Origin of the sequence: Caballeronia pedi (genome assembly GCF_001544915.2) — a bacterium.
Lineage (GTDB): Bacteria > Pseudomonadota > Gammaproteobacteria > Burkholderiales > Burkholderiaceae > Caballeronia > Caballeronia pedi.
The window spans coordinates 87,112-113,795 of the sequence record NZ_FCOE02000020.1; the positions used below are offsets into that span (position 1 = coordinate 87,112).

Annotated in this window: 21 protein-coding genes; 8 read left to right on the forward strand and 13 right to left on the reverse strand. The window is 59.6% G+C overall.

Features of this window, described 5'->3' with window-relative positions:
• The first annotated feature begins 10 nt into the window (after nucleotides 1-10).
• Complete coding sequence (locus AWB80_RS26005) at nucleotides 11-799, forward strand: maleate cis-trans isomerase family protein (RefSeq protein ID WP_143328141.1); 789 nt, start codon at nucleotides 11-13, stop codon at nucleotides 797-799.
• On the opposite strand, the gene AWB80_RS26010 is transcribed toward AWB80_RS26005, so the two are convergent.
• Complete coding sequence (locus AWB80_RS26010; protein WP_061177536.1) at nucleotides 732-1,721, reverse strand: GlxA family transcriptional regulator; 990 nt, start codon at nucleotides 1,719-1,721, stop codon at nucleotides 732-734. The genes AWB80_RS26005 and AWB80_RS26010 overlap by 68 nt on opposite strands.
• 462 nt (nucleotides 1,722-2,183) lie before the next feature.
• Between AWB80_RS26010 and AWB80_RS26015 the strand changes: the two genes are divergently transcribed.
• Nucleotides 2,184-2,951, forward strand: coding sequence for a class I SAM-dependent DNA methyltransferase (locus AWB80_RS26015; RefSeq protein ID WP_061177537.1), 768 nt, complete (start codon nucleotides 2,184-2,186; stop codon nucleotides 2,949-2,951).
• A 36-nt stretch (nucleotides 2,952-2,987) separates the two neighbouring features.
• On the opposite strand, the gene AWB80_RS26020 is transcribed toward AWB80_RS26015, so the two are convergent.
• The 4 genes from AWB80_RS26020 to AWB80_RS26035 form a co-directional block, all read right to left on the reverse strand.
• A complete protein-coding gene (locus AWB80_RS26020; RefSeq protein ID WP_061177538.1) occupies nucleotides 2,988-4,364 on the reverse strand; it encodes an undecaprenyl-phosphate glucose phosphotransferase in 1,377 nt (458 codons plus the stop codon).
• Nucleotides 4,365-4,399: 35 nt separating this feature from the next.
• Entirely contained in the window at nucleotides 4,400-5,905 is a 1,506-nt protein-coding gene (locus tag AWB80_RS26025; protein WP_061177539.1) for a mannose-1-phosphate guanylyltransferase/mannose-6-phosphate isomerase, read from the reverse strand.
• Between the two features lie 329 nt (nucleotides 5,906-6,234).
• Nucleotides 6,235-7,353 (reverse strand): DegT/DnrJ/EryC1/StrS family aminotransferase, encoded by a 1,119-nt coding sequence (locus tag AWB80_RS26030; protein WP_061177540.1) that lies wholly within the window; start codon nucleotides 7,351-7,353, stop codon nucleotides 6,235-6,237.
• 18 nt (nucleotides 7,354-7,371) lie between these two features.
• Nucleotides 7,372-7,866: a cupin domain-containing protein gene (locus AWB80_RS26035; RefSeq protein ID WP_244206730.1), complete on the reverse strand. Its 495-nt coding sequence runs from the start codon at nucleotides 7,864-7,866 to the stop codon at nucleotides 7,372-7,374.
• 367 nt (nucleotides 7,867-8,233) lie between these two features.
• Between AWB80_RS26035 and AWB80_RS26040 the strand changes: the two genes are divergently transcribed.
• Both AWB80_RS26040 and AWB80_RS26045 read left to right on the forward strand, forming a co-directional pair.
• Complete coding sequence (locus AWB80_RS26040; protein WP_061177542.1) at nucleotides 8,234-9,184, forward strand: GDP-L-fucose synthase family protein; 951 nt, start codon at nucleotides 8,234-8,236, stop codon at nucleotides 9,182-9,184.
• Between the two features lie 37 nt (nucleotides 9,185-9,221).
• On the forward strand, nucleotides 9,222-10,211 hold the full coding sequence (locus tag AWB80_RS26045) for a phytanoyl-CoA dioxygenase family protein (RefSeq protein ID WP_061177543.1): 990 nt from the start codon (nucleotides 9,222-9,224) through the stop codon (nucleotides 10,209-10,211).
• A 24-nt stretch (nucleotides 10,212-10,235) separates the two neighbouring features.
• Here the strand turns inward: AWB80_RS26045 and AWB80_RS26050 are convergent, their stop codons facing one another.
• The 7 genes from AWB80_RS26050 to AWB80_RS26080 form a co-directional block, all read right to left on the reverse strand.
• Nucleotides 10,236-11,399 (reverse strand): glycosyltransferase family 4 protein, encoded by a 1,164-nt coding sequence (locus AWB80_RS26050; RefSeq protein ID WP_061177544.1) that lies wholly within the window; start codon nucleotides 11,397-11,399, stop codon nucleotides 10,236-10,238.
• Nucleotides 11,374-12,729, reverse strand: a complete 1,356-nt coding sequence (locus tag AWB80_RS26055) for a hypothetical protein (RefSeq protein ID WP_143328142.1) — start codon at nucleotides 12,727-12,729, stop codon at nucleotides 11,374-11,376. The genes AWB80_RS26050 and AWB80_RS26055 overlap by 26 nt, the downstream gene beginning before the upstream one ends.
• Before the next feature lie 46 nt (nucleotides 12,730-12,775).
• Nucleotides 12,776-13,894 (reverse strand): GDP-mannose 4,6-dehydratase, encoded by a 1,119-nt coding sequence (gene gmd, locus AWB80_RS26060; RefSeq protein WP_061177546.1) that lies wholly within the window; start codon nucleotides 13,892-13,894, stop codon nucleotides 12,776-12,778.
• 41 nt (nucleotides 13,895-13,935) lie between these two features.
• On the reverse strand, nucleotides 13,936-16,182 hold the full coding sequence (locus tag AWB80_RS26065) for a polysaccharide biosynthesis tyrosine autokinase (RefSeq protein ID WP_061177547.1): 2,247 nt from the start codon (nucleotides 16,180-16,182) through the stop codon (nucleotides 13,936-13,938).
• 213 nt (nucleotides 16,183-16,395) lie between these two features.
• Nucleotides 16,396-18,510 carry a glycosyl hydrolase family 28-related protein gene (locus AWB80_RS26070; RefSeq protein ID WP_143328143.1) on the reverse strand — a complete coding sequence of 705 codons (2,115 nt, stop codon included), beginning with the start codon at nucleotides 18,508-18,510 and terminating at the stop codon, nucleotides 16,396-16,398.
• Nucleotides 18,485-19,765, reverse strand: coding sequence for an MATE family efflux transporter (locus AWB80_RS26075; RefSeq protein WP_244206732.1), 1,281 nt, complete (start codon nucleotides 19,763-19,765; stop codon nucleotides 18,485-18,487). Before AWB80_RS26075 ends, AWB80_RS26070 begins: the two co-directional genes overlap by 26 nt.
• A 184-nt stretch (nucleotides 19,766-19,949) precedes the next feature.
• Complete coding sequence (locus tag AWB80_RS26080; RefSeq protein ID WP_061177550.1) at nucleotides 19,950-21,107, reverse strand: glycosyltransferase; 1,158 nt, start codon at nucleotides 21,105-21,107, stop codon at nucleotides 19,950-19,952.
• Nucleotides 21,108-21,518: 411 nt separating this feature from the next.
• On the opposite strand from AWB80_RS26080, the gene AWB80_RS26085 reads away from it, so the two are divergent.
• The 4 genes from AWB80_RS26085 to AWB80_RS26100 all read left to right on the forward strand — a co-directional run bounded on the left by AWB80_RS26085 (nucleotide 21,519) and on the right by AWB80_RS26100 (nucleotide 25,504).
• A complete protein-coding gene (locus tag AWB80_RS26085; RefSeq protein ID WP_061177551.1) occupies nucleotides 21,519-22,757 on the forward strand; it encodes a glycosyltransferase family 4 protein in 1,239 nt (412 codons plus the stop codon).
• 3 nt (nucleotides 22,758-22,760) lie between these two features.
• Nucleotides 22,761-23,549, forward strand: a complete 789-nt coding sequence (locus AWB80_RS26090) for a methyltransferase, TIGR04325 family (RefSeq protein WP_061177552.1) — start codon at nucleotides 22,761-22,763, stop codon at nucleotides 23,547-23,549.
• Nucleotides 23,550-23,569: 20 nt separating this feature from the next.
• Nucleotides 23,570-24,184, forward strand: coding sequence for a DapH/DapD/GlmU-related protein (locus AWB80_RS26095; RefSeq protein ID WP_096031991.1), 615 nt, complete (start codon nucleotides 23,570-23,572; stop codon nucleotides 24,182-24,184).
• 63 nt (nucleotides 24,185-24,247) lie between these two features.
• Entirely contained in the window at nucleotides 24,248-25,504 is a 1,257-nt protein-coding gene (locus AWB80_RS26100; protein WP_061177553.1) for a glycosyltransferase WbuB, read from the forward strand.
• Between the two features lie 11 nt (nucleotides 25,505-25,515).
• On the opposite strand, the gene AWB80_RS26105 is transcribed toward AWB80_RS26100, so the two are convergent.
• Nucleotides 25,516-26,508, reverse strand: coding sequence for a GlxA family transcriptional regulator (locus AWB80_RS26105; RefSeq protein WP_061177554.1), 993 nt, complete (start codon nucleotides 26,506-26,508; stop codon nucleotides 25,516-25,518).
• Nucleotides 26,509-26,684: the final 176 nt, after the last annotated feature.

Sequence of the window (26,684 nt, forward strand, 5' to 3'; positions counted from 1 at the left end):
AGGCATCGCGATGCAAACGAAACGTATCAGGCTCGGCATCCTGACGCCCTCGTCCAACACGGCGCTCGAACCGCTTACCTGCGCGATGCTGAGCGCGCTGCCGCACGTGAGCGCGCACTTCGCGCGCTTCACCGTGACGGAGATCAGCCTGCGCGATGCGGCGCTTGGCCAGTTCGACGTCAGCCGCATCCTCGAAGCCGCGCGTCAACTCGCCGATGCGCGCGTGGACGTGATCGGCTGGAGCGGCACCTCGGCGGGCTGGCTCGGCTTCGAACGCGACGAGGCGCTATGCCGTCAGTTGACGCAGGCGACCGGCATACCCGCGACCACATCCGTGCTGGCGTTGAACGAGATCCTCGCGAAGACGGGCGTGCGGCGTCTCGGCATCGTGTCGCCCTATATCGACGATGTGCAGACGCGCATCATCCGCAATTACGAAAGACTCGGCATCGAATGCGTGGCAGAGCGGCATCTGGGCCTTAGCGAAAACTTCGCATTCGCCGAGGTGCCCGACGACGTTCTCGCCGAGATGATGCGCGAAGCCGCATTCGCGCGCCCCGATGCGATGACCACGTTCTGCACGAACCTGCACGCTGCGCATCTTGCGCAACCGTTCGAACGCGAGACGGACATTCCCGCCTACGACACGGTGGCCACTGTCGTGTGGAAGGCGTTGCGCATGCTCGACGTGGATACGTCGCCGCTGTCGAGCTGGGGACGGATGTTCGATGTCACGCCGCGTCGCCGCTCTTCTTTCGCGAGCGGTATTCCGTCGGCGACATCAGGAATTGCTTTCTGAACACCTTCGAAAACCGTTCGCCATTGGTGAGTCCGGTTCTGCGCGCGATCTTGTCTATCGGCAGATCGCTTTTGGCGAGTAACTCGCAACTGAGATCGAGGCGTGCGCGCAGAAGATATTGCGAAGGCGTCAGACCCATTTCGCGCTTGAAGAGCCGCAGGAAGTTGCGTTCGCTCATCGCGACGGTACGCGCCGCGTCGCCCACGGAGATAGCGCGTCCGCAGTTGCGTTCGAGCCAGCGCGCCGATTCCTGGGCCTTTTCCGCGAGCGTGGTCGTGCCGATCGTGCTGAGCATGATCGGCAGATGCTGGTCGTTGCAGGAGGCGAGGCGATCAGCCACCGCTGTCGCGGCGTCATAGCCCAGATCGCGCTTGACGAGCGCGAGCGAATTGATCAGCGCATCGCCGCGTTCCGTCGATGGTCCGCTCTTCGACGCGCCGGGATTCCATGCGCCGCGCTCCACCGAAGCCCAGGCGCGCCGCGACACGCCCGCAGCAGAGAGCAGCACGTCGCCGTTGCCGAGCGAGCTGACCACGCGGCTTTGCGAGCACGCAATCCTCAATACCTCGATGAGCCCTTCGTCCGTGGCCGCACGGGTAACACCCGTTCCGCCCGCGATATACAGCGCATCGAAGCCCTGAAACCGCTGGCCGCCCAGCCGCTCGGTCCACACGCAAACGGACGACGAACAGGCTATCGCGCCACCGCGAGCCGAGACGAGGCGAACGCTATATTTCACGCTCTTGCTCAAGCCAGATAATTGCAGTTCATTGGCGATATGGAGCGCCTCGGCAAGTGTGCCTGCGCCAAGAAGCGAGAATCCGTCGTACAACAGAATTCCTATGAGGCTTGTCACTCTCTCTTCCGATGAGTGATAGAGGCTGCTGATCTCTGCATCGCCGAAGGCTGTCGCGTGGGACATGGCGTTATCTCCCTATGTTTTCGGTTGCAGAAAGACGCGGTATATTCCGCACGATTCCGGCAGCGTAGTGTTCTATTCGGTACATCCTTTCCGCAGTGGCGGGCAAAAGCATGGTTTTGGCCGAGAACGGCGCGTCGTCCGAGCGGCGCTTACGGCCCGTTGACATTCCTTACCTGCAGTCCGATTTGCATCTATATGCTTCGTATTGCCAAGCATGTTAAGCGTTCAAACGGCGCGCAAACGTTGTCTCCGTATGCACCATCTTCGCCAATCGAGGTATTGATTCCTTCAACACGCGGCCAGGACCGGCGTTTTGAGTGTCGTCCGCCACCCGGCCAACATCTTGCCGAAATCCGTCACGCGCACGGCTGACAACGGCATGACGACTACCCTCTGTCGTGAGCATTCACTTCTTTGGGGCTGTGCTTTCGATTCGAACGATACTCTGCCGGAGTCGCTCACATGAGCTTCAGCAAGCGATACTCGCAATACTATGATCTTTTCTATCACGAGAAGAACTACAAGGCAGAGGCGGCGTTCGTCACCGACCTCCTCGGCCGGCACGGAATCGTCGGTGGCAATCTGATGGATCTCGGTTGCGGAACCGGCCGGCATGCGGCGGAATTCGCGGCGACCGGATTCAGCGTGGCCGGCGTGGACATGAGCGCCGATATGCTCGCCCGCGCCGATGCGAGACGCGTCACGCTGCCGGGCATGGTCGCGAAGCGGCTGAAGTTTCAGCAAGGCGACGCGCGCACCGTCAGGACCGAAGAGCTCTACGACGCCGTAGTCTCGCTGTTTCATGTCGCGAGCTATCAGACGACGAATGCCGACTTCATGGCGATGTGCCACACCGCGGCCACGCATCTGCCGCGTTCGGGTCTCTTTCTCTTCGATTGCTGGTACGGTCCGGCCGTGCTTGCCGATCCGCCGAAAGTGCGCGTTAAACGCGCTTCGAGTGAAGACACCGCCGTGATACGCATCGCGGAACCCCTGATGCGCCCTCACGATAACACCGTCGCGGTCAATTACACGATCCTCATGACGGACTGGCAAACGCAATGCGTCGAGACGGTGCTCGAAACGCACGTCATGCGCTACATGTTCAAACCGGAAGTGGAACTGATGCTGGATCTGAGCGGTTTCGAAGTGCTGGACAGCGTGAGATGGATGGGCGGCGAACTCAGCGCCGAGGATCTGTCCGCGACTTTCGTCGCGCGCAAACGATGATGTCGTGCATCGCGCCTTTCGCGCGATGCATGCGAATCAATACGCGTTGCTATTGCGCATGCCCTTGAATATCGTCGCCATGATGATGCGCATATCCAGCGCGAACGACCAGTTCCCCAGATAGTACAAATCGTGAGCGACGCGCGCTTCCATTTTTTCTATCCGGTCCGTTTCCCCGCGAAAGCCGTTGACCTGCGCCCAGCCCGTGATGCCTGGCTTGACCCGGTAACGATGGATATAGCCCGATACGACCTTCTGGTACAGATCGTCGTGTTCGAGCGCGTGCGGACGCGGGCCCACGACGGACATGTCGCCGCGCAGGACATTGAAGAACTGCGGCAGCTCGTCGAGACTCGTGCGGCGCAGGAACGCGCCCACGCGCGTCACACGCGGATCGTCGCGCGTGGCCTGCCTGAGCACGCCGGCCTCTTCGATATGCATGCGCATCGAACGGAATTTGTAGATGGTGAATTCATGGCCGTCCGCTCCTTTGCGGCGCTGCCTGAAAAACACAGGTCCGGGCGAACTCAGCTTGACCGCGATCGCGATGCAGATGAGCAGCGGCGCGACCGCAGTCAGCGCAGCGAGCGCGAACAGCCGGTCGAAAACATCTTTCTGCAGCAACGCCCTTTGCGAAAGCGGAGAAGCCACGAGATTGATCGCGGCCACGCCCAGCAGGTCTGTCACGCCGCTTTCGAAAAGCGCAAGACTGCGCACGTCGGGAATGAAGCGCACGTTCACGAGATCTTCACGAAACTCGTTCACGAAACGCAGAATGGTTCGATCCTGCGATAGCGGCAATGCGAGCCACACTTCGTGCACATGTTGCTCGCGCACGTGCCGGACGAATGCATCGAAATCATCGAAGACCGGTGCACGTGAGGTGATCGGCATATCGGGCGATGCGTTGTAGACCGCGATCGTCCGAAAGCCCGATTGGCTCGCGCGCTCGATCCTGCGCATGATCGATTCACAGTGCGTGCCGCAGCCCACCACAGCGACCTGATGAAAGTTCATGCCGGCCAGACGCATGCGCGCGAGCACGGCATGCGTGAGAAGGCGGCCTACGATCATCCAGGCGCCCGACATCGCGGTCCAGTAGGCGAACCAGAGGCGCGAGACATCGTCGAGCCGATGCAGCGAGAACATCAGCACGAGCACGCAGGCCTGCACGACCAGCCATGCAAGCGACACGCGGCTCGCCAGCACCACCTTGCTGCGTCCGCGCCATGATTCATAGACGCCGAAGCCAGGAAACAGCACGAGCGCAAACGCGGCGGCGATGGCGACGAACGGCATGTAATAGCCCGGTTCGGCGACATTGTCGAACCTGATCCGCGATGCGATGGTCGCGCCGCCCACCACCATGGCGATATCGAAAAACCGCGCCAGCAATCCCTGAATATCGCGCATGTCATACCTCGGCTTCGAAAGCTCTGTCGATGTGGTCAGATGCGGCCGTAGCAATCGTCGAGACGCACGATGTCGTCTTCGCCGAGATAGGAACCCGATTGCACCTCGATGATTTCGAGTTGCACCTTGCCCGGATTTTCCAGCCGATGGCGTACGCCGAGGGGAATGAACGTCGACTGGTTTTCGGAAAGCAGAAACTGGTCGTCGCCACGCGTCACGAGCGCCGTGCCGCGCACGACGACCCAATGTTCCGCGCGATGATGATGCATCTGCAGCGATAACCTCGCGCCCGGCGCCACCACGATATGCTTGACCTGATAGCGCTCGCCGCGTTCAATCGAATCGTAGAAGCCCCACGGACGCCGCACCTTTCGATGCATCTGCGCTTCCGGCGCGTGCTGTTCGCGGATGCGCGTGACCAGCTGCTTGATGTCCTGCGCGTGTGCGCGGTCCGCCACCAGCACGGCATCATCGGTATCGATGACGACGACGTTCGCCGTTCCCACGCATGCGACGAGCCGTCCACCTTCGGAGCGCACATAACTCGCCGTCGCCCCTTCGAACACGACACGTCCGCTCGCGACGTTGCCGGACTCGTCCTCGTCCATCGCGTCCCATACCGCATCCCACGAGCCCAGATCCGACCATCCCGCCGCCAGCGGCACGACGACGCCCTTGCAAGGCAAACGGGCATCGCCGATATGTTCCATCACCGCGTAATCGATCGAGTCGGAGGGCACACGGCCGAACTGAATCGGGCATGGACGAATGAAATGTCCCTCGGCCTTGCCGTCGTTCAGCGCGGCGGTGCAGGTCGCATGCATTTCGCCATTGAGGCGCTGGAGCGCCGCGAGCCACACGCTCGCCCGCACGATGAATATGCCGCTGTTCCACCAATAACTTTGCGCGGCGACGTATTGCGCGGCGAGTTCGGCAGCGGGTTTTTCTACGAAACGATCAATCAGATGCGCGCCGTCGTCGAGCGGCTCGCCGATGCGGATATAGCCGAAGCCCGTATCGGGCCGCGTCGGCGGAACGCCGAGCGTAACGATCATGCCGCGTTCGGCGTACTCCGCCGCGATTGAAATCGCGCCGTGCAATGCGGCGAGGTTCGAAATGCAATGATCAGACGGCATCGCCACCAGGATCGCATCTTCGTCATCGGCGATGGCCGCGAGCGCTGCGAGTGTGAGCGCCGGCGCGGTATCCCGACGCGCGGGCTCGACGATGATCCGTGCATCGACACCGCAGAGGCGCACCTGTTCTTCAGTCGTAAAGCGGTGCTCCTCGCCGCACACGATGATCGGTTGTGCGTCGACATCGAAGTTACCCGCGAATCCTTCCATTCGTGTGACGGTAGCCTGCAAAAGGGAATCCCTTCCGATCACACCGATAAGTTGCTTCGGGAACTGCTCGCGCGACATTGGCCACAGGCGCGTGCCCGAACCGCCCGCGAGAATGACCGGCACGATGCGGCGGCAAGGCTGAACGCCCGGCTCTTGCGCACGAACTGCATCTTTGGAACTCGTTGCGATTTCCATTGAGAAACTCCGTGATCCTTCACACATAATCTTCGGAAGAAATGCTGCGCTCGGCTTTCGAGGTCGCGATATCGAAAGATCATCGATGCGTGCGATGACGTCGACGTGTCGCGTTCATTGACTGTAGATAGCATCCGGGCCGGATGGTTCTCGTGACCGATAGTGGCAAGACATTGGCGCGGAGGGTATCGCGAGCTTTCGAACGGCCTCCGCACGATCTTTCCGATGACGTGCCTGGTGACGCGCGGCGCTCAGGTGAGCGAAGATTCGCTCCCTGAACAAGCTCGCAGTATATGAGGAAGTCGAATGCGACGCTGCAACGGCGTCGCTTAAAGAAAGGTGGCCAGCATGTTTCTAACCGCGGCCACCGCCTTGTCTTGCTGGGCCTCGGTGAGTGCAAGGCCGCTCGGCAAATAGAGTCCGCGCCGGCTCATGCGTTCGGCGACGGGGTAGTGCTCCCCATCGAACAGGCCTTGTTTGAGGAATACCGGCTGCTCGTGCATGGGCCAGAAGAACGGCCGTGCGCTCACGCCCGCATCGGCCAACATCGAGCGCGCCTGATCCGCATCGATGGGCAGGCTGTCGTCGAGTATCAGACCGAACACCCAATAAATGTTATCGGCATACGGGCACGCCACCGGCGCGAGTTCCAGTCCTCGCACGCCGCGCAAGAGCGTTTCATAGCGCTGCCCCAGTTGCCGCTTTCGCGCGATGTGCGCATCGAGCTTTTCGAACTGCGCAAGCCCGACCGCCGCCTGGAGACTGCTCATTCGATAATTCCAGCCGAGCTCTTCGTGAACGAAACGCCTCTCGGGCTTGAAGCACAGGTTGCGCAGACTTCGCGCGCGTGCGGCGAGCGCATCGTCGTCGCAGAGGATCATGCCGCCTTCCCCCGTCGCAATATGCTTGTTCGCGTAGAAGCTGAAACACGAGATATCGCCGAAACTGCCGCACTGGCGCCCGTCGTAGGTCTGGCCGATGGCCTGCGCCGCATCCTCGATGACGGCGATCCCGTGCTTCTTTGCAAGCGCCAGCACCGGCGCCATATCGACAGGCAGACCGAAGGTATGCACGGGCATGATCGCGCGTGTGCGGCTAGTGATCGCGGCTTCGATCTGCGTGACATCCATGTTCCACGTATCCGGGCTCGAATCGACCAGCCGCAGGCGAGCGCCCGTGCGAACGATGGCCGATGCGCAGGAGATGATCGTGTGGGTCGGGATGATCACTTCATCGTCGGGACCGAGTTGGAGCGCGGCGGCCGCAATATCGAGCGCCGCGCTGCCGTTCGCCACGGCAATCGCGTGCTTGCGTCCGACGTAATTCGCCATGGCTCGCTCGAAGCGCTCGACGAAAGCGCCATCCGACGAGATCCAGCCACTCTCGATGCATTCGTTCAGATAGATCTTTTCGTTACCGTCGAGCAGGGGTTCGTTTACCGGGATCATCGCGTGCCTCTTCTGGTTTCAAGCTCGACTTGCGGGTTCATTGAAGCGCACTTTTTCCTGCTCGCCGATATACGGTCCCTGCTTCACCTCGATGAACGACACGTCATCGATGACTTCGAACCCGTGTCCTCCCGAAGCCAGCAGGATGACATCACCGGCCTGCAGCATACGATTCGTCACGAACTCCCGATCGGCGGTGTAAAGACTGACCCGCATGCGGCCGCGCTTGACGAACAGCACTTCCTGCGTGCACTCGATCCGGCGCGGCAAACATGTATGCACATGTGCATGAATCAGTTTTCCCGCGGGATGTTCCATGTAAGCAAGCTGCTGAGGAAACTCCTGCGGCGTCAGAAAGTTGATTCCCTCTTTCGAGTACGAATCACGGATGATGATAGCCAGCGTGACGCCTGCGGACGTAATGACTTCGAGATTCGAATCATGGATGAGTTCAGCACTGCCTGTTGCCAATAAAGATTCCATTTTTTTATCCCCGACGAGAGCCTGTCGCATCCTTGCGCACTGCCAGCGCACGGCAGCCGTCCCTCCGGGCACACCATGAGCCCGCGACCGGCCGTCACGCCTCCACGAAGCTTAGGACCGGCGCGCCGATCAACCGATGTCGATGGCCGAATAAGCCATGACGTTGGCCGAAGCAGGCCTCGCACGATGAGGCCGTTTCCCTCACGATTCTGTCATCGATGTCGTCGACAAGGAATAAGTATGGGCAGCGACAATATCTTGGCACCGTCCGCCACATACGCGATCTTGTTCATATGCATAGCTAACCTGACAATCGCACGTCAGGACTCTCCGGATCCAGTGTCTGCGGGACATCACGTTTCGATCAACGCACCTCAATGGACGATTGAGCACCAACATGAATAAAGGTTCTCGGATCTACGTCGCCGGACACAACGGAATGGTCGGCTCGGCGCTTCTGCGCGGTCTCGCCACGCGCGGCTATCACCATCTGATCACGCGATCCAGGCAGGAACTCGATCTGCTCGACCAGCGCGCCGTGATGGCATTCTTCGCTCAGGAGAATATCGATGTCGTGCTTCTCGCCGCAGCGAAAGTTGGCGGGATACACGCGAACTCGACGCAGCCGGCATCGTTTCTCTACGAGAACCTCGTCATCGAAAGCAATGTGATTCATGCGGCGTTCACGAGCGGCACGCCCGAACTGGTCTTCTTCGGCTCCTCCTGCATCTATCCGAAGCATTGCCCGCAACCCATTCGGGAAGACTATCTGCTGACGGGTGCGCTGGAACAGACCAACGAAGCGTATGCCATCGCGAAGATTGCCGGTCTCAAGCTCTGCGAGGCGTATAGCCAGCAACATGGAACGCGCTATCTATCGGTGATGCCGACGAATCTTTACGGCCCCAACGATAACTATGATCTACAGAACGGGCATGTTCTGGCCGCGCTGATTCGCAAGACACACGAGGCGAAGCTCAACGGACTTCAGTCTCTGCCGGTGTGGGGATCGGGTTCTCCGAGACGGGAATTTCTGCATGTCGATGATCTGGCATCCGCCGTGCTGGCGCTGCTGGATAGCGACCACATCGAAGGTCTGTTCAATATCGGATTTGGCAAGGACATAGCGATCGCGGACCTCGCGCGCCTGATCTGCGATGTCGTCGGCTTTTCCGGATCGCTCGAGTTCGATCTGTCGAGACCGGACGGAACACCGAGAAAGCTGCTCGACGTATCGAAGCTGGCGGCGCTCGGCTGGTCGCCGACGATTGCCCTGCGCGATGGCATTGCGGCGACTTATGCGGACTACATGAATAACGTGCAGAGAATGGGCTACGCCGACGCTTAATGTCCGCGCGCAACCCGCAACGTACTCGGAGAATCCAATGGCAAGCTTGCCTTTGACCGCCGTAGAGATTCAGGAAGCAACGCGAAATGCCCCGGCTCACGCGGACGACCGATTCGAGAAAGCGCTGTTCACCCGCGAATTCCTCTCCGTCGATATCGGTCAGGTGGTCGACGAGCTGAATCAGAAAGGCTACTTCGCATTCCCTTGCGCGCTGACGCCCGAAACCGTCGCAAGAATAGAGCGTGATGCGACCGAGACGAAGCACAGTCTGAACGTGAACAAGGTCAGCGGCGTGTTCTCGGAGAGACAATACTATTTGACCAACCTGCTGGCGGTTTCGAAGACTTTCTATGACTTCGCGACATCGCGGTTCGTCTTCGGCGTCAGCGAAGGATATCTCGGAGATCAGTTCAGGCTCAAGGCGCTGAGATACTACGAAACCTATGGCGGCCATCATATGCAATGGCATACCGATAACAAGACTGACAGGGAATTCGCGCAGATCCCCGGCATCATTTTCATCTTCTATGTGTCGGATGTCGAAGACGGCGAGTTTCAGTATGTCGAAGGCTCGCACTTGTGGTCCGGTGAAAAGGCGTACAGCGACTATACGGATGAGTTCATCGCGGAAAACTTCGCGTCGTCCGTCAAGAGTTTCAGGATGCCGCGCGGATCGCTCGTCATCTATAACACTTACGGCATTCACCGGGCGAGACCGGTCGCGGACAAGAACTTCGTGAGGAAGAGTGTGTTCTTTCAGGTTGACAGCGAAATCCAGAAGTCCGAGCCGATCATCGTCAATACCGAATTCGTCTCCCGTCTCGACGAGCGGACTTCGACGTTTCTGGGGTTCGGTCGGCCGTCTAACTATGATGTCTTTCCGGACACTACGCTCCAGTCGCTTCCGCTCGATCGGACGATGTTATCGGTCATGGGAAAGTATCTTTGCTTCCGTTTGTCGCGTGCGGCGTTTGCGCGAGTGCCCGAGGCGCTCAAGCCCCTGCTTCGCAAGATGATCGGGAAATGAGTTGCCAACTTGCCAATCGAATGCCTATTGCGTTCCACGCTTCGCGAGGATCGGCGACAGAGTATGTCTGAACGCCCCTTGCGTGAGCAGCGCTGAAACGGCATCGATTGCCTTCTCGATTTTCGAAAGTTTGCGCAAATAGATTTCCTCTGCATTCGCCAGTGCCTCAACGATAGCTTCCGCTTCGGGCTTCGCGAAACAGATGGCGTCGTGAATCTCTTTCATGCTGATGGCCGGAAGGTCGGTGGAAATGACCAGTCGTCCCGACGCAACATACTCGACGACCTTGAAGGGAAACACGCCGTTGCTCATCTTTTCGATCGAAGCATGAGGATTGACCAGTACGTCGCAGTCCGCGATCAAAGTAAGCAATGTCTCGTCGTCGACCCGGCCGTGAAAGCGCACCGGGTGACCTTCGGCGCGCAGGCGTTCGAACTCCGCCGCCAGCGGGCCCGATCCGCATACGTGAAAGGCAAACCGTTCGCCTGATAGGCGGATCATATCGAGCACCACGTCCGAACCCTTTTCGGCGCTCAGTCCGCCAAAATAGCCGATGACCGTGCGCGTGCCTTCACGCGAAAAAGGGCGACGGCGTCTGCAGACTTCGATCAAGCCATCTGATACCACGCCCGGACACAGCACGACCGGGCAACTGCTGCGTTGTAATTCACGCGCGGACAAGTATTCGTTGACCGCAAGACATAACGAAGGCGCAGGCAAAAGAAAGCGCCATGTGATGAAGTCGAGCATCGGCTTGGGGTGCCAGCGCCGCCGCGAGAACAACCAGTCTTCGAATTGAAGGACGAGACGTGCACCGGACTGTCGCGTCAATGCGCGCGCGAGAAGCGACTCGAATGCGTACGGGTTGTAGATCCACACGGTATCGGGCTTGCCCAGCTTCGCTAGCTCGCGGCTCACGGCCGCCACTTCGAAGAGGTTCAACATCTTGCCGATGGTTCTCACGGGATAGCGCCGCAGCGTGATCTCGCGAATGTTCCTGTCGCCGACGCGCGCATCGCGGACCTCCCTATGCGACCACCCTTCCTTTTCATGCGCCGTGTTGATCAACACGACGTCGTGCGCGAGCTGCGTCGCGAGGCTCAGGAAGAATTCCAGCTTGCGCGCGGCGCCCAGATCCCTGTTCGATTCGCGATCGACCGCGCTAAACGGTGCGATGAATACCAGCATGGCCGCTCCGCACCAGATCTTGAGAGTAGGGTTGGTCCGGCACGCGCACAGATCGCCAGTACGTGTCGCCGAAACAGAGGAATAGCGTCGTCACCAGCGGATACTGTTCCCAGAGATTGATATCCATACAAGCGCCTATCGTGATTCCGAGAAATACCAGATAGCGCGCGGACCGATACCGTGAATGACGCGGACGAATACGCCAGAGGAATGCGACCGCGCCCGTCATGAAGACGAGCATGCCGAATGCGCCGATCTGGAACTGCATGGTGACGAAAGCGTTATCGATAAGCTGATTGAACCGGTACTGCTCCGGATCGACACCCGAGCGCTCCAGCATCGTAAAGGCCGTGTTCGTGCCGACCCCGAGACCTCGTCCGAGCAGTAGCTCTTCGGCATTCGCCTCCGATAGCTGGGTTGCGACGTTGCCGAGGTTATACAGCCGCCCGCCTTCATCGAGTTGATTGGCGAGAACGTCGCCGCGACCGACCGCATCGACCATATGGGTGTAGCCGCCCATCATGAGGCATGCGGCAATCGGCAGCGCGCTGATCACGAGAAGCATCCGGCCATTGCGATTGAGCCTGCCGTCGAGCATCTCCCAGATCATGACGCCGGCCACCGGAGCGATGGAGATCATCGCGAAACGCGTGCCCGAAGACACCGCAATCGCCACCGCCACGGCCAATAACATCAAACGGAAGACGAGCCGCGCCCGGTCGAGAATCAGCGCCATGCATGCGAGGGAAATCGCATACATCCCGGCGAGCGCCGCGTTGCTGAGCAAACCCGTATATCGGTCGCCAGCAAACGAAGCAGTCTGATCCTGACCGAGCAGCATCCATTGCCGAACCGCGACATAAAAATCGAGCGCGCCGAGCGCCAGCAATGCGGCTACGAAAAGCGTCTGACCTCGCACGCCATCGGGTAACCATCGGGCGAAAAGAAATAGTCCGAACGACGCATGCACCAGAAGCACCCACCGCAATCCGGCAGCGAGAAAGAACAATGGCGTCGAGCCCGCAATGAACGGCACGAGCCCAACCGACACCACGCACAGAATCCATGCGAAGAACAACAGAACGAGCGTGCGCGTGCCGTATGGAAAGCGGCTCAAGCTCAGTGCAAGCGGCCAGCAAACGCCGATCACGGCAATGCTTGCGTCCTTCACATACTTGACTGCGCCCGCCTCTTCCATGCCCGCCGCGCCCATGTTCCATACGTTGATGGAACCGGAGGCGAGCGCAGTAAGCGCCTGGTCCGCGTATTGCGCCAGTGCCGCGGCGAAAAGCGTGTAGACAGCGAGCGAAAATATCCAGCGGGTCACCATGACTTGCGCTCCGAAGTATTGCCGCCCGCTCAACGATCGCACGTCGTCATTCGTGATGCTCCAGCGCACGATATCCCGCGAGGGTGATCAGCGCATCGCGCTTGGCAATCTGATAGTCGGACAGGACCATCTCCTTCACGAGCGCGGCGAATGTCACGGTCGGCGACCAGCCGAGTTTCGCGTGCGCCTTCGATGGATCGCCCAGCAAGGTCTCCACTTCTGTCGGCCTGAAATAGCGGGGATCGACGCGCACGATCACCGTTCCGGGCGTGACCCGGCATTCCTTGCTGGTGACGGCGTCCACGATGCCGACTTCATCGACGCCGCTGCCCTCGAAGCGAAGCCTGATGCCGAGTTCCGCCGCCGCCTGCTGCACGAACTCCCTCACGCTGTATTGCACGCCCGAAGCAATGACGAAGTCTTCCGCTTCCGGTTGTTGCAGCATCAGCCACTGCATCTGGACGTAATCGCGTGCGTGCCCCCAGTCGCGCAGCGCGCCGAGATTGCCGAGATACAGACAGTCCTGCGATCCGATCGCGATGCGCGCGACGGCACGCGTGATCTTGCGTGTCACGAATGTCTCGCCACGAACGGGCGATTCGTGATTGAACAGAATGCCGTTGCATGCGTAAATGCCATACGCCTCGCGATAGTTCACCGTGATCCAGTACGCATACATCTTCGCCACCGCGTAAGGGCTGCGCGGATAGAACGGCGTGGTCTCCCGCTGAGGCACTTCCCTGACCAGACCATATAGCTCGGAAGTCGATGCCTGATAGAACCGCGTGCGCTTCTCGAGGCCCAGGATGCGTATTGCTTCGAGCATGCGCAGCGCGCCCAGGCCATCCGCGTTGGCGGTGTACTCGGGTTCTTCGAATGAAACCGCCACGTGACTCTGCGCGGCCAGGTTATAGATCTCGTCCGGCTGCACGCGCTGAATGATGCGCAGCATGCTCGACGAATCCGTCAGATCGCCGTGATGAAGATGAAAGCGCCGCTCCGCGACGTGATCGTCCTCGTACAGATGGTCGATCCGGTCGGTGTTGAAAAGCGACGACCGGCGTTTCACGCCATGCACTTCATATCCCTTGCCGAGCAGGAATTCCGCGAGATACGAACCGTCCTGACCGGTGATTCCGGTGACCAGCGCGACTTTGTTCGGCATCGTTTCTTCTCCTCGTTTGCGTACGCCAGTTTGAAATGTGTTCAGACGGTCCGGATATTCGCTTCACCGCGACTCTTGCCGTATCGATACGATGTCCCGTAACCCGAGCCGTATGTGGATCGGTCGGCGGGAACATCGGTGAAGAGCACACCGCTCACGCTCACGCCGCCCTTTTGCAGGCGGCTCAACGCTTCGTGCACTTCAGCGACGGAATGTCGTCCGTGCCGCACCACGAACAGCGTCGTCCCGGCCTGACGTCCGATCAGCGTCGCATCGGTGACCGCGAGCACGGGCGGCGTGTCGATAACCACGGAGTCGTAACGCATCGAGGCTGCATCGATCAATTCGCTCAGGCGCCGGCTCATGAGAATGTCGGCGGGATTGAGCGAATCGCCACCGCGTGGAATCAAATCGACGCCGTCCATGACGTCGCGTTGCACGACGTCATCGAATGCGGCTCCGTTCAGCAACTCGCGGAGCCCCGCACCACCGGCCGGTGCGAACGAAGCGTGCATGTTGCCCATGCGCATGTCCGCATCGATCAGAAGCACTCGCTTGCCGCCGGCAGCCTGCACAGCGGCCAGATTCGCCGATAGAAACGACTTGCCTGCGCCGGGCGTCGAGCTCGTGATCATGATGACGTTGTTGCGCGGTGCTCCACTGATCGATTGCAACGCGGTGCGCAGACTTCGCACGCCTTCGACGGCCACGTCGCAAGGCGATCGCGCGGCCAGCACGTGGACGCCGGGAAGCCTGCGGCGCATGTCTTCCTGAAGTCTGACTTGCCGCTCGCTGTGCGGCACCACCGCGCAAACGGGGACGCCCAGGGCGCGCTCGATCTCCACGCTGCGCTCGACGCCGCCGACCATCGCTTTACGCAGGAATGCAGCGACGATGCCAAGTGCTATGCCGAGCGCGGCGGACAAGGACAGCAGCGCTCGCCAATTGGGTTTGATCGCCTTCTCGGCTGGCAGCGCACGATCGACGATTCGCACGTTGCCGACATTTCCCGCCTTGATGACACGCAGTTGTTGCGCGCTATTCAGGAGGCTCGTATAGAGCTCGGTATCGACACGGACGTTTCGCATGAGACGTAACGCGGTTTGCTCGGTATCGGGCAAAGTCGCGATACGCCGGCCCAGCGCTTCGCGGTCCTGCTGCATCCGCGTGATCTTGGCGTTGATCGCCGTGAGCGCCGGATAGCCAGGCTGGTAGTGTTGCGCGATATCGTCGCGTTGCTGCATGAGTCCGCGCATGGCCGTATCGAGATCGACGACCTGTTGCAATAGAAGCCGGCTTTCCACGCTGAGATCGACGGTACCCTTGCTATTGCGGAAGGCGTTGTATTGATCTTCGGCTTGCTGGAGTTCTTCCCGCAGCTTCGGCAACTGGCCTTCGAGGAAAAGAAGCGAATGCTCCGCTTCCGACGATCTTCTCGCGAGATCCTGAGCGCGATATTCCTGAGCGATCGTATTGACGATATCGGCCACCCGCGAAGGATCGCGGCCTTCGAGCGCGATGCCGATCATGCCCGATTGCGATTTCCGTTCCGATATCGCCAAAGCGCTCTGCAGTGCAAGAATAGTCGCCAGTGTCGAATTCGTTGTCAGCGTGAATTCACAGCCGGGCGGCGCGTAGAGTTCGTTGACGACAAGGCGTGCTTCGCCGCCCCCATAAGGCGCCACCAATTCCTTGCCCACGGTTCCCTGACCAAGCACGATTCCATCCGGCGCGATCAACTCGAACGAGCGATCCTTGCCCGACTTGACGATAAACTCGCGGCCGATCGCCGCGCGCGGGACGTCGAACTTCGATACATCGATTCTTTCGTCGCCCCATGCAAAGCGCCGCAAGCCGAGCGGCGCATCCGAATGACCCGTTCCGCCATTCAGCTTCGCGATCCATTGACCGAAGAGCGGAAAGTAGCGCGGATATGCACTGATTTCCAGATGCAATTGCCGCACCGTCTCGCCGACCACCAACCGCGAACGGATCAGCTCCATTTCAGTATCGGCGCCCGCCTTGACTTTCGAATCGAAGATCGAGGCAAGGCGGCCCAATGCTTCCGCATCGGACGAACTCGAATTCTGCGAGCCGATTTGTATGAGCGCATCGGCGCGATACATCGGGGGATTCAGCATGCCATAAAAGGCGCCGAGCGCGAGAATGCCGAGCGCGACCATGCATACCAGACGCCAGCTGTCGCTCAAGACCCGAAAGTAGTCCGATATCGACACGTTGTCCCCGTGCATCGAATCGCTGTGCGTTTCCTGCTTCATCGAGGCCATGTGTTCGCCGGTAGGGTGCGTTGCAACCGGCGACAATGCATGCTCGCCAGGCGCAGTGATGTGAGGAACGATGCAGCGCACGACGTCTTTATGTCGATCGCCGTTGGCTAATTTACATGCGCCACGCTCGCGAACGAATTGGCGACGGAAATCGCCAAGATGTTGTCGTGAGCGACAGCCATGTCGATAACAATGCGATGCTCTATCCCGTGACTATTCGAACGGACGGTTGCCAAGCATGAGCACGCGATGCGCGCCCGGACTTGCGGCAATCAGCTTGAGCGTTCCTTTTCGGCTGATCGCGAAGCGCACGAGATCGTTTCCCGATACGAGCGTCCGGACTGGTTCGCCCGTGCCTCGTTGCGACAGATTCAGCAGATACAGGCCTGTCGATGCGTGACCGGACGGGTTCGCGTTGCGCGACACGAGCACGATCACCGCGTGCGCTTTGTCATCAACGCGAACTGCTACGCCTGTGTCGAAAGTGTCTGAATCGAAGTCCATGCTGAAGAGACCCGATCCGCCGATGTCGTGTCTCACCTGCTCCACGGCGCGAAGCGCGCCGCCGCGTATGGTCACGTCTCCGTCGAAGCGCGCCGCGCCCAACGTAAAACGATCCTGCGCGTCCCTGAGCGTACAGTCCCACGACTGGACCGGCGCGATCGGGCCGTCCGATTGAATGGCGCATGCACCGTAAGCTTGCTGGACATTGACACCAAAGACGGAGGACGAGACATCGAGCGTCCCGATGAATCCGGGAACGAGTACGCCATTTCCCAGATAGGGATCGTTCCAGCCCGCGCCGACAGGCCCGCTTCGCCGCGGATTGTCGCGATAGCCGACGCGCTCCAGATAGACTCCGTTGAAAACGGCGGACTGACACGCGTCGACGAGCACGGCGGGCCGTGGCGACATCGCGTGCGATATCTGCATGAAGACGTTTTCGTTCGAGGGGCGCGCATAACGCGACATCACCCGAATGCAGAATCCGCAGATACCGCGGTAGGGATACGCCCTCGCCTGCGATGCAGCGTTGAGTTGCGCGCCGAGTCTCGATTCGTTGTTACGCGTCTTGAAGAACGTGGCGTCGAACCAGGTGTCGATGCGTCGCTCATCATCGCCATAAGCCCGCTCGTAGATGTTGCGCACATTGATGAAGGTGCACTTGTCCGCGAAGCCGCCGCGCTCGTTGTAGTCGTCGTTGCGTTCGGCCCATTGACCGCCGACGAGAATCGGCACGCCCGTTCTCCGCGCTTCGATACTGCTGAACATGCACTGTTCCAGCACGGCGGCATAGATACCGATTCCGCATCCGAGAAAGCGAAGCTTTTCGAACGTGCAGCAGGCCAGCGTCGACGAAAGGGCGGCGAAGCCGAAAAAGCAGTCGATGAAAGTGAGATCCTCGAGTCCGCTTTCATACACCAGTTCATGACCATCCAGCACGCCGAAGGTGATCGGCTGCTGCGCGTCTGCCATGCCGTAGCGATATGCGCCTTTCACCACGGCATTGATTCCGCATAGCCTCACACCCGGCCATACGCCCACGCAATACGATTGGCGCATTGCCGGCTCTGGCGAAAGCTTCTTGTCCTTCGAGCTTCGACTCTGTCCGTCATCATGGCAGGGAATGGCGAGCGTTCCAGACACGGCCGCCACGCGATACGTTCCGTTATCGAGCACCACGCGCTGGGCTCGTCCAGTCGATGCATAGCGCGAGCCCGCGAAGGCGACGGCACGATTGATGGCATCGGTATCATCGGTCGTCCCGTCTCCTTGCGCGCCGAACCACCTGGCGTAGATATCGCCCTCGAACACGCGTTTCCAGCGCTTTCCCGACTTCGAAACGATGATCGTGCCGCCGTTGTCCGCACTCGATGCGTCATCCGGATCGAGCCAATAGCACGCCATATCCGAATCGCGTCGACCCGTCGATTGCTGAGACACGACAAGATGCGTGAGCGTCCCGGCATACTGGCGCAGCCTTGCGTAGCCCTGAATCGGCCCTTCCGAAAGAATGTATCCGGATACGTCGCCCATGCGCGCCTGCAGGAGCGAATTCCTGACGATGACGATTCTGTCTTCAGGTGAAAGATTTTCCGCGAGCTGCATCGAACCGGAAGCGCCCTGCTGCACGGGCAAATCCTTTGCTTCTGCACGACGCGCTTGCGCAGCCATCCCCGCTACGCCGCCACACGCGACGAGAATCTTCGTCAGTGCGCGACGTCTGGTTTTCAGCGCTTCGCCGGCGGCCTGCCACTTTTTCCATAACTGGAGCATGGCGTCGAAATACGCGTGGAAGGATTTACGCCGTCGGCCCAAGCGATGCATGGGCAAGAATCCGCTTTCTGAAAAGCCCTATATACACGATGTAATCGGCCACGATGCTGGCGATGATCGTCGACCAGATGACCCAGTCCACCGTGCCGAACTTCGTCAATAGACAGATCTTGAGCGGAACCGAAACCGCGCAAAAAACGATCACGGCGAGCAACTGGGGCCGCAATTCGCTTACGCCATTGAGAAAGATCGTGAAGGCATTGGCCATGGCTTCGACCACGGCGAGCACCGCCGCGGCGCATCGGAGTTCGATCGGCACATCGAGGTGATTCCCGGTCCATACCTTCAGCAACCACGGCGACAGCGCGAGAATCAGCGCGCTCATGAAAAGCGCCGTGCCCGTCGTCACGCACATGGATAACTTCAGCGTGTTTCTGATGAATTTCTTCTCACCACGCGATCTTGCATCGGCATAAAGACCCCACAACGGGCCCGATAACATCAGCATGGCCACGGTGATGGCCTGAAACAGGCGCTGCGCAACGGCCAGTCTCGCGACTTCGCTCGCGCCGAGAATATGCGAAACGATCAATGGATCGCAGGCATTGCCGCATATCATCCCGATCTGAAGAATGAGGAATATGCCGCCCGTTCGCATCAGCGCGGTGCAGTCGCGCAGACCGCTGCCGCTCCAGATGCCGCGACGGAGCCGAAACATGCGTTCCATATAAAGCCGCACCAGAAGAATGATCGCAGTCGCGACCTGCACGCCGTAGGTGCAAAGAACGAGATAGGGCATCGGCGCGTGCGAGCGCGCACAGAGATAGAGAAGCGGCAACGAGCAAAGATATCCGATCGCCGCGACCATATGCGGCTCCCATGCCCGTTGCAGGCCGAAAAAGACCTTTCTGACGCCGCCGAGCGGAATGTTCACGCAAAACAGTGCGATGAACGTGAAAGTCGACAGCACCGCCTCTCGCGCGACTTCCGGCGATTCGATCTTGAGCAGGTGCTGAAAGTCCAGCAGCATCATCACGCCCACCAGTACGCCTCCCGCCGCTACGCCGATCGCGGTAAGCAGCACGATGCCGCGCGTGACGATCCTCTGGAGGGTTTCATGATCGTCCGACGTCTTGGCATCCGCGACGAGATTGACGAGTCCGTTCGCCACGCCGAGGTCCAGCACCTGAAGCATGACGGCGAGGCTCGATATGGTCATCCAGATGCCGAAGCGCTCTTGTCCGAGATACGGAAGCGTAAAGGATACCGATAGCACGACGACAGCAAAGCCCAGCGCCGCGCTCACTGAATTGCAGGCAGCCGAGCGCGCGGCCCGCAGATAACGTTCCCTGTCGCGCCCCTCCGAAGCGCCTACGCCGAATGGCAGGCGACGAAAGCATTGTCGCAAAACGGATGCGGGTGCGAATGATCGTTCTTGAAGCGGCATTGGGTCGTCTCATACGGAAAAGAACAGCAATTGGCGCCTGAGCTCACGCAATTCGACCGCTCATCAACGCGATATAGTTCTGAGCCACGCGCGAAACATGAAAGCGACGCTCGAAGCACTGCTTCGCCGCGGCCCTCATCGCAGTCTTTTCTGTTTCCGGCAAGCGCGTCCATTGCATCAGGAGCCGCGTCACACCCTGCTGCGTGTCTTCGTCCGCGAAGCCGGCGCCATCGGCGACAACCTCCTGCCAGATTCCCACCTTGTCGGTCAGAAGAACCGGCACGCCGCACGCGAGCGCTTCGGCCACCACCACGCCGAAGTTCTCCTGATGGGAAGGCAGGACCATGACATCCGCCGCTTTCAACAACGACCACTTGTCAGTCCCCTTCACCATATCCAGCCAGGTGATGCTTTCAGCAAGTCCGAGTTGTTCCGCTTCGCGGCGCAGTTTCGAAGCAAGGCCGTCGTTGTCCGGTCCCGCGATGACGAGTCGATATTCGCCGGCTGCGTGCTGTATTGCGTGAAAGGCGCGAATCAGCAAATCGCATCCTTTCTTTTCATGGATGCGCCCGAGAAAAAGAATCAGCCTCCTGTTATCCGCCGAGCTGCAAGCGCGCCATTTATCGACCTCGGTCGCGCCGATCGAAGGCGGTGGCGCGGTGCCGATCGTCATCGTGTTTTCATTTGCCCGATACAGCGGAAAGGCTTTGCGCGCCAGCTCGCGCTCGCTTTCGGTGGTGAACAGAACGCCTTTCGCGCCGCCGACGACATGCCGTTCCACGAACAACCAATAAACGAGCTTCTTTGCGTACTTCAGCGGATGACCGGCGTTGAACCACGGGTCCAGCATGCCGTGCGGCATCACGAAATAGGGGATGTTTCGCGGGCGCAGTGAGAACACTGCTGCCGCGCTATGAAACTGCCAGATTCCGTCCACGACGATTGCATCGTATTGCCTGCCGTGCTGGCTCAGCCATCGAACCAGCCGAAGGCTGAGCGCGTATTTGCCCGCATAGTGGCCAAGGCGCACGACACGATCGAACGCAGCGTCATCGGTCTTATCGGCATGTGCCGAAGAGTCGAGACAGACGATATCCACGCTGTGTCCGCATAGCCGGAGTTCCGTCGCGAGCCTCTTGAGCGCCTCGGCCGGCCCGCCATACCGTGCCTCGATGGACGGAATGATGTGAAGCGTTTTCAATGACGTCCTCCGATGAATCGCGATGCATTCCCGGATAGCCATCGTAGTGGCTGCCCTGCCCGAGAAACGTCATTGGCGGAAATCATCAAGCTTTTGGCCGGCTCTCCTCCCCCTGTACGTGGGGTCGGAGATGCGTAAGTGCGCCCATCGTTCAGCCAAGGTCTTGCCAAGATCAGTCAGAAGCGGTTCAGTGCATGCGCGACAGGCTAACGTTGGACGAGTACACGATCAGCGTCACACATGCATTCCTTCTCGGGGACTGAAAACATGCTGTTCAAGAGAGCTGCTGCGAACGCTACCTACGATCGTGATCTGGCCATTCCCCGGTTCTCTAGCCACCGCGCCGAGTATCAGGAACTCACGAGCGGCGCGGATCGCGTTGTGAACCGATTCGAGATCCGTCCCATCCGGATGGTGGTCTTGCTCGAGCAGGACAATTCGACGGGCGGAGGATTCCAGCAGGCGACGAACGCCGCCCTTCTGCTCAAGCGTCTGCCGCCCGAGCTATGCACCGTAACGTTCGTCACGACGCGTCGATCGGCGATCGAAGAATTGCGTCTCAGCGGCATCGATGCGCATTACCTTCCGGTCAGACATTGGCAACGACTCATCGCCCGCGTGCATGTAATGTGGCGTCAGTTGAATCCGCCATCGCTATTCAAGCGGCGAATCCATTTCAACTGGCTCGATCGGTCTCTGCGAGACATGGGCGCCGATCTCGTCTACTTCACTTGTCCGTCATACCTTGCGTTGGTGACCGCGCAGTTCAGCTTTCTCTTCACGGTCTGGGATCTCGCGCATCGTGATGAGGTGGACTTTCCAGAAGTCCGCTCCGGTGGAGAATTCGAGCGACGCGAGCAGATTTATCAGCAGGCGTTGAAGAAGGCGACGGGCATCATCGTGGATTCACAGGCCGGTCACGATAACGTCGTCCGGCGTTATGGCGTCGATGCGGATAGAGTTCATGTGATTCCATTCTCTCCCGCCACCGGTACGCTGCTACCCGAGCACGAACTTGGCCAGCCGGATCGCCATGTCGATATCAAGGCCAAGTATGGTCTGGACTGCGACTACATCTACTATCCCGCGCAATTCTGGCCGCACAAGAATCACGTCTATCTGCTGCGAGGACTGCGCAGTCTGGAAGATCGCTTCGGCATTCGATTGGGCGCCGTGTTCTCGGGCCGCGATCTCGGCAATCTCGCTCATATCCGGTCCGTCGCCGCCGATCTCAGGCTGACCGACAGAATTCGTTTCGCTGGCTTCGTGCCGGATCGCGAAGTGGCCAGCCTATATCGTCAGGCAATCGCTCTGGTGATGCCCACCTATTTCGGCCCGACGAATCTGCCGCCTTATGAAGCGTTCCAGCTCGGCGTCCCCGTGCTTTATTCGGACCTCAGGAATCTGCGCGAGCAGGTCGGCGACGCGGGCCTTCTTATCGATCTGCTGAATCCGGACTCCATGGCCGATGCGCTGCACACACTCATGAACGATCTGGACTTGAGAGAGATGCTGATCGCGCGAGGAAAACAGCGTATCGGATCGCTCACGGATGACCGGCGGCTTTCGGCTATCGCGAGTGCTTTGGAGGCGTTTCGCGCACGCCGGATGTGCTGGCCGGCCATCGACGCAATCTTGCCCGAGGGATGAATCGTGCTGACTCCAGCTTCCTTTCTTGCGCCTATCGCTCGCCGACTCGGCTTCAACGCCGAGTTCAACGGCAGCTATGGATCATGGTCCGACGCGCTTGCCGCAGCAGGCGGCTACGACGCGCCGCAGATTCTCGAAAAGGTGCACAGTTCGGCGTTGCGGGTCAAACGAGGCGAAGCAGCATTCGAGCGCGATTCGGTCTGCTTCATGCAGGAGGAATTTCGCTGGCCTTTGCTGAGCTGCCTGCTTTACATGGCGAATGCCAGACAAACCGGCCTACATGTCGTGGACTTCGGCGGATCGCTGGGGAGCCTCTATTTCCAGCACAGAAAGTTTCTTAACAAGGCGAGCGGCATGATGTGGTCGATCGTCGAACAGGCGGAATATGTGCGAGTCGGGCGCGCGGATTTCGAGGATGACACGCTGAAGTTCTTCGCCACGCTGGATAACGCATCCGCGCGAAGCGGAATAGACGTCACGTTGTATTCCGGGTCGCTTCAATATCTTGAAGATCCATTCGCGGAACTTCAGCGGGCCGCAGCACTTTCAGCCTTCGTCATAGTGGACCGCACACCGTTCATCGAAGCTCAGCAGGACCGTATCGCGATACAGCACGCCCGAAATTCGATGTATGACGGTACCTATCCTCACCGCTTCTTCTCCAGACAGAGGTTCGAACGCTTCATGATGGAACTCGGATTCACCATGTTCTGCGAATGGGACGGATTCGACAAGACGGATGCGGATTGCCGGTATCAGGGCGTGGCCTACCAGGGACCGGTTCGAAGATAGATCGCGGCAGGAACATTCAAATGGCATCGGAACTGCTTACTGACGAACGCGTGTCGACCGAGGAAACGCCCTTGCGCGAGACAAATGAAGATCGCATCATCGATCTGAGCCGCGCAGGCAAGGGCAATTATGTGAAGGTGCGTTCGTCGTTCATCGAGGCGTTATGGTTTGTCGTCGAAGCCAGCGTCCTCAATAACAAGCTCGTGCCTTTCTCCCGACTGCGCGTTGCACTTCTGCGGTTATTTGGCGCGAAGATCGGTACCGGTTGCCGTTTCGTGCATCCGGTGCGCGTGAAGGCGCCGTGGAATCTCGTGATCGGCGATCACTGCTGGTTCGGCGTGAATGCGTGGATCTACAACCAGGCGCCGATTCGCATCGGATCGCATGTTTGCATTTCTCAAGGCACGTTCCTCACGACCGGCTCGCATGCCATGAGCACGACGATGAATCTGCGCGTCGCTCCGATCATTATCGAAGACGGCGTGTGGATCACCGCGAATTGCGTCGTGCAGATGGGCGTCACGATCGGCCGTTCGGCGGTGGTCACGCCGTTGTCGGTCGTGCATCGTTCGCTCGAACCTGAAGGCGTCTATGGCGGCAACCCATGCCGCTTCATTCGCAAGCGCTTCGATTAAAAGTTCGTTGTTCGATACTCGACGCGCACTCGATTCTCCAATTCCAGCAATGAAGGTGGCTCGATGAAAGTGCTGATGATCTCGCTCAACTATGCGCCGGAAGTCACCGGGGTTGGAAAGTATTCCGCCGAAATGGCGGAATGGCTCGCATTGCGTGGCCATTCGGTACGTGTCATCACCGCGTTTCCGTATTATCCCGAGTGGCGCGTGCAGTCCGGCTATAACCCGCGCACTTACATGACAGAGCGCATCAACAATGTCTCGGTCATACGCGTTCCGTTCTGGTGCCCGAAGCGCCCATCCGGCCTGAAGCGCGTATTGCATCTGATGAGCTTCGCACTCTTCGCCATTCCTGCCGCGATAGGACAGATCGCCTGGCGTCCTCAGGCCGTCTGGCTCGTCGAACCGCCTTTGTTCGTGTCTCCCGTCGCACTGCTGGCCGCGCGCATTGCCAGCGCTTCATGCTGGCTTCATGTTCAGGACTATGAAGTCGATGCCGCGTTTCGTCTTGGCATACTGAAAGGCCAAGCTGCGAAAAGACTCGCGCTACGCATCGAAAAGTGGCTGATGTCTCGTGCCGATGTGGTCTCCACGCCCTCCGCCGCAATGACGCGGCTCGCCGTGCAAAAGGGCGTCCCGTGTGAAAAGGCCTTCACGTTTCCGAACTGGGTCGACATGCAGCACGCGCATTCGGACAGCGGGGATAGTTCGTATCGCGCGCAACTCGCCATCGACCATGGCGTACGAGTCGTGCTCTATTCGGGCAATCTCGGGCTCAAGCAAGGTCTGGAAATCATTGCTGAGGCCGCGAAGCTTCTGATGTGGCGCCCGGACATCATGTTCGTGATCTGCGGCGCGGGACCGGCAAAAGCGTTCCTGCTCGATAAGGCGCGTGATCTGCCGAATGTGAAGTTTCTCGATCTGCAACCCAAGGATCGCTTCAACGAATTGATGGCGCTTGCGGACATGCACGTCCTTCCGCAGCGCGCAGATGCCGCCGATATCGTGATGCCGTCGAAGCTCGGCGCGATGTTGTCGAGCAATCGCCCTGTAATTGCAACGGCCAATCAAGGCACCGAGTTATGGGATGTCGTGAACGAGGTTGGACTCGCGATCGAACCCGAGTCGCCGAAAGCGTTGTCGCACGCCATTCTTCGTCTCGCCGACGATCAGCCGCTCCGCGAACGTCTCGGCGCGCTCGGCCGGCAATACGCGGCATCGAACCTCTCGAAGGAATCGGTCCTTCTGCAATTCGAGGCGCGCCTTCGCAGTTCCGTGACCGCACGGCGCGGCGTAGGCGACGAGGCGACGACGATATAGCCGCCGATGTTTCAACGCTTCTGCCGGCTTCGTGCGCGGTATTCAGTCGGGGACATCGAGAATTCCTTGCGAAACAGTTTCGAGAGTCTTTCCCCGTTGCTGAGCCCCGTGCGACGCGCGATCTTGTCGACCGGCAGATCGCTACTCTCGAGCAATTTGCATGTGAGGTCCAGACGCGCGCGAAGCAGATACTTCGAGGGCGTCACGCCGATCTCGCGCTTGAAAAGACGCAGGAAGTTGCGCTCGCTCATCGAAGACATCCGCGCCGCATCGACCACGGAGATCGGCTTTGCGCAGTTGCGCACGAGCCAGCGCGCCGACGCGCGCGCCTTCTCCGCGAGCGTCGCGTCGTACATCTGCTCCAACGTGCCCGCGAGCGAAAGGTCCGCGCCCGAGCCGAGACGGTCCGCCACGCGCACGGCCAGATCGGCGCCCAGATCCCTCTTGAGTAACGCGAGCGACGTCATCAAGGCTTGATCGCGCTCGTATTCGGGAAGAATGTCGGTCGTCGGGCGGGGATGGATGTCCTGTTTCATCGAAGGCCATTCGCGCTGACCCACGCCCGCCGCCGACAAAAGCATGTGACCATTCCCGATAGCGGTAATCTTCACGCTCTTCGCACTCACACGTCGCAACAGATCAATGAGACCGTCATCCGCGGACGCACGCGCCACCCCGCTGCCCCCGGCGACGAAAAGGTTATCGAGGCTATCGAAATGACGGCCGGCGAGTTGTTCGGTCCAGACGGACATCGAAGAAGAGCACGAGACCGTTCCCCCACGCGCCGATACGAGGTTCACGCGATACGTCAGAGAATGGCTCGCGCCTTCGGATTGCAGCTCGTTCGCGACATGCAGCGCCTCGGCGAGCATGCCCGCGGCCAGCAGCGAAAATCCGTCGTACAAAATAATGCCGACATGCTTGATCACCGCTGAATCCTTCACGGCATACGCGCCATGGGCGGCGCAAGCCACAGCGTCGAGGGCGTCAGATGAGTTTGACATCGCGGAGCCTCCAAGTCGTTGCGTTGGTGTTCTTCGTACGGAACGAGCGTATCGACTGCAGGGCGTGATCGAACTTATATGCGGCTGAACGTCTCACAGAATGAGGTTACAGGTAAGAAAAAATTGCGTCGATAGGTCAATAAAAATAGGCATCCATATGAAAAAACTTCCGTTCC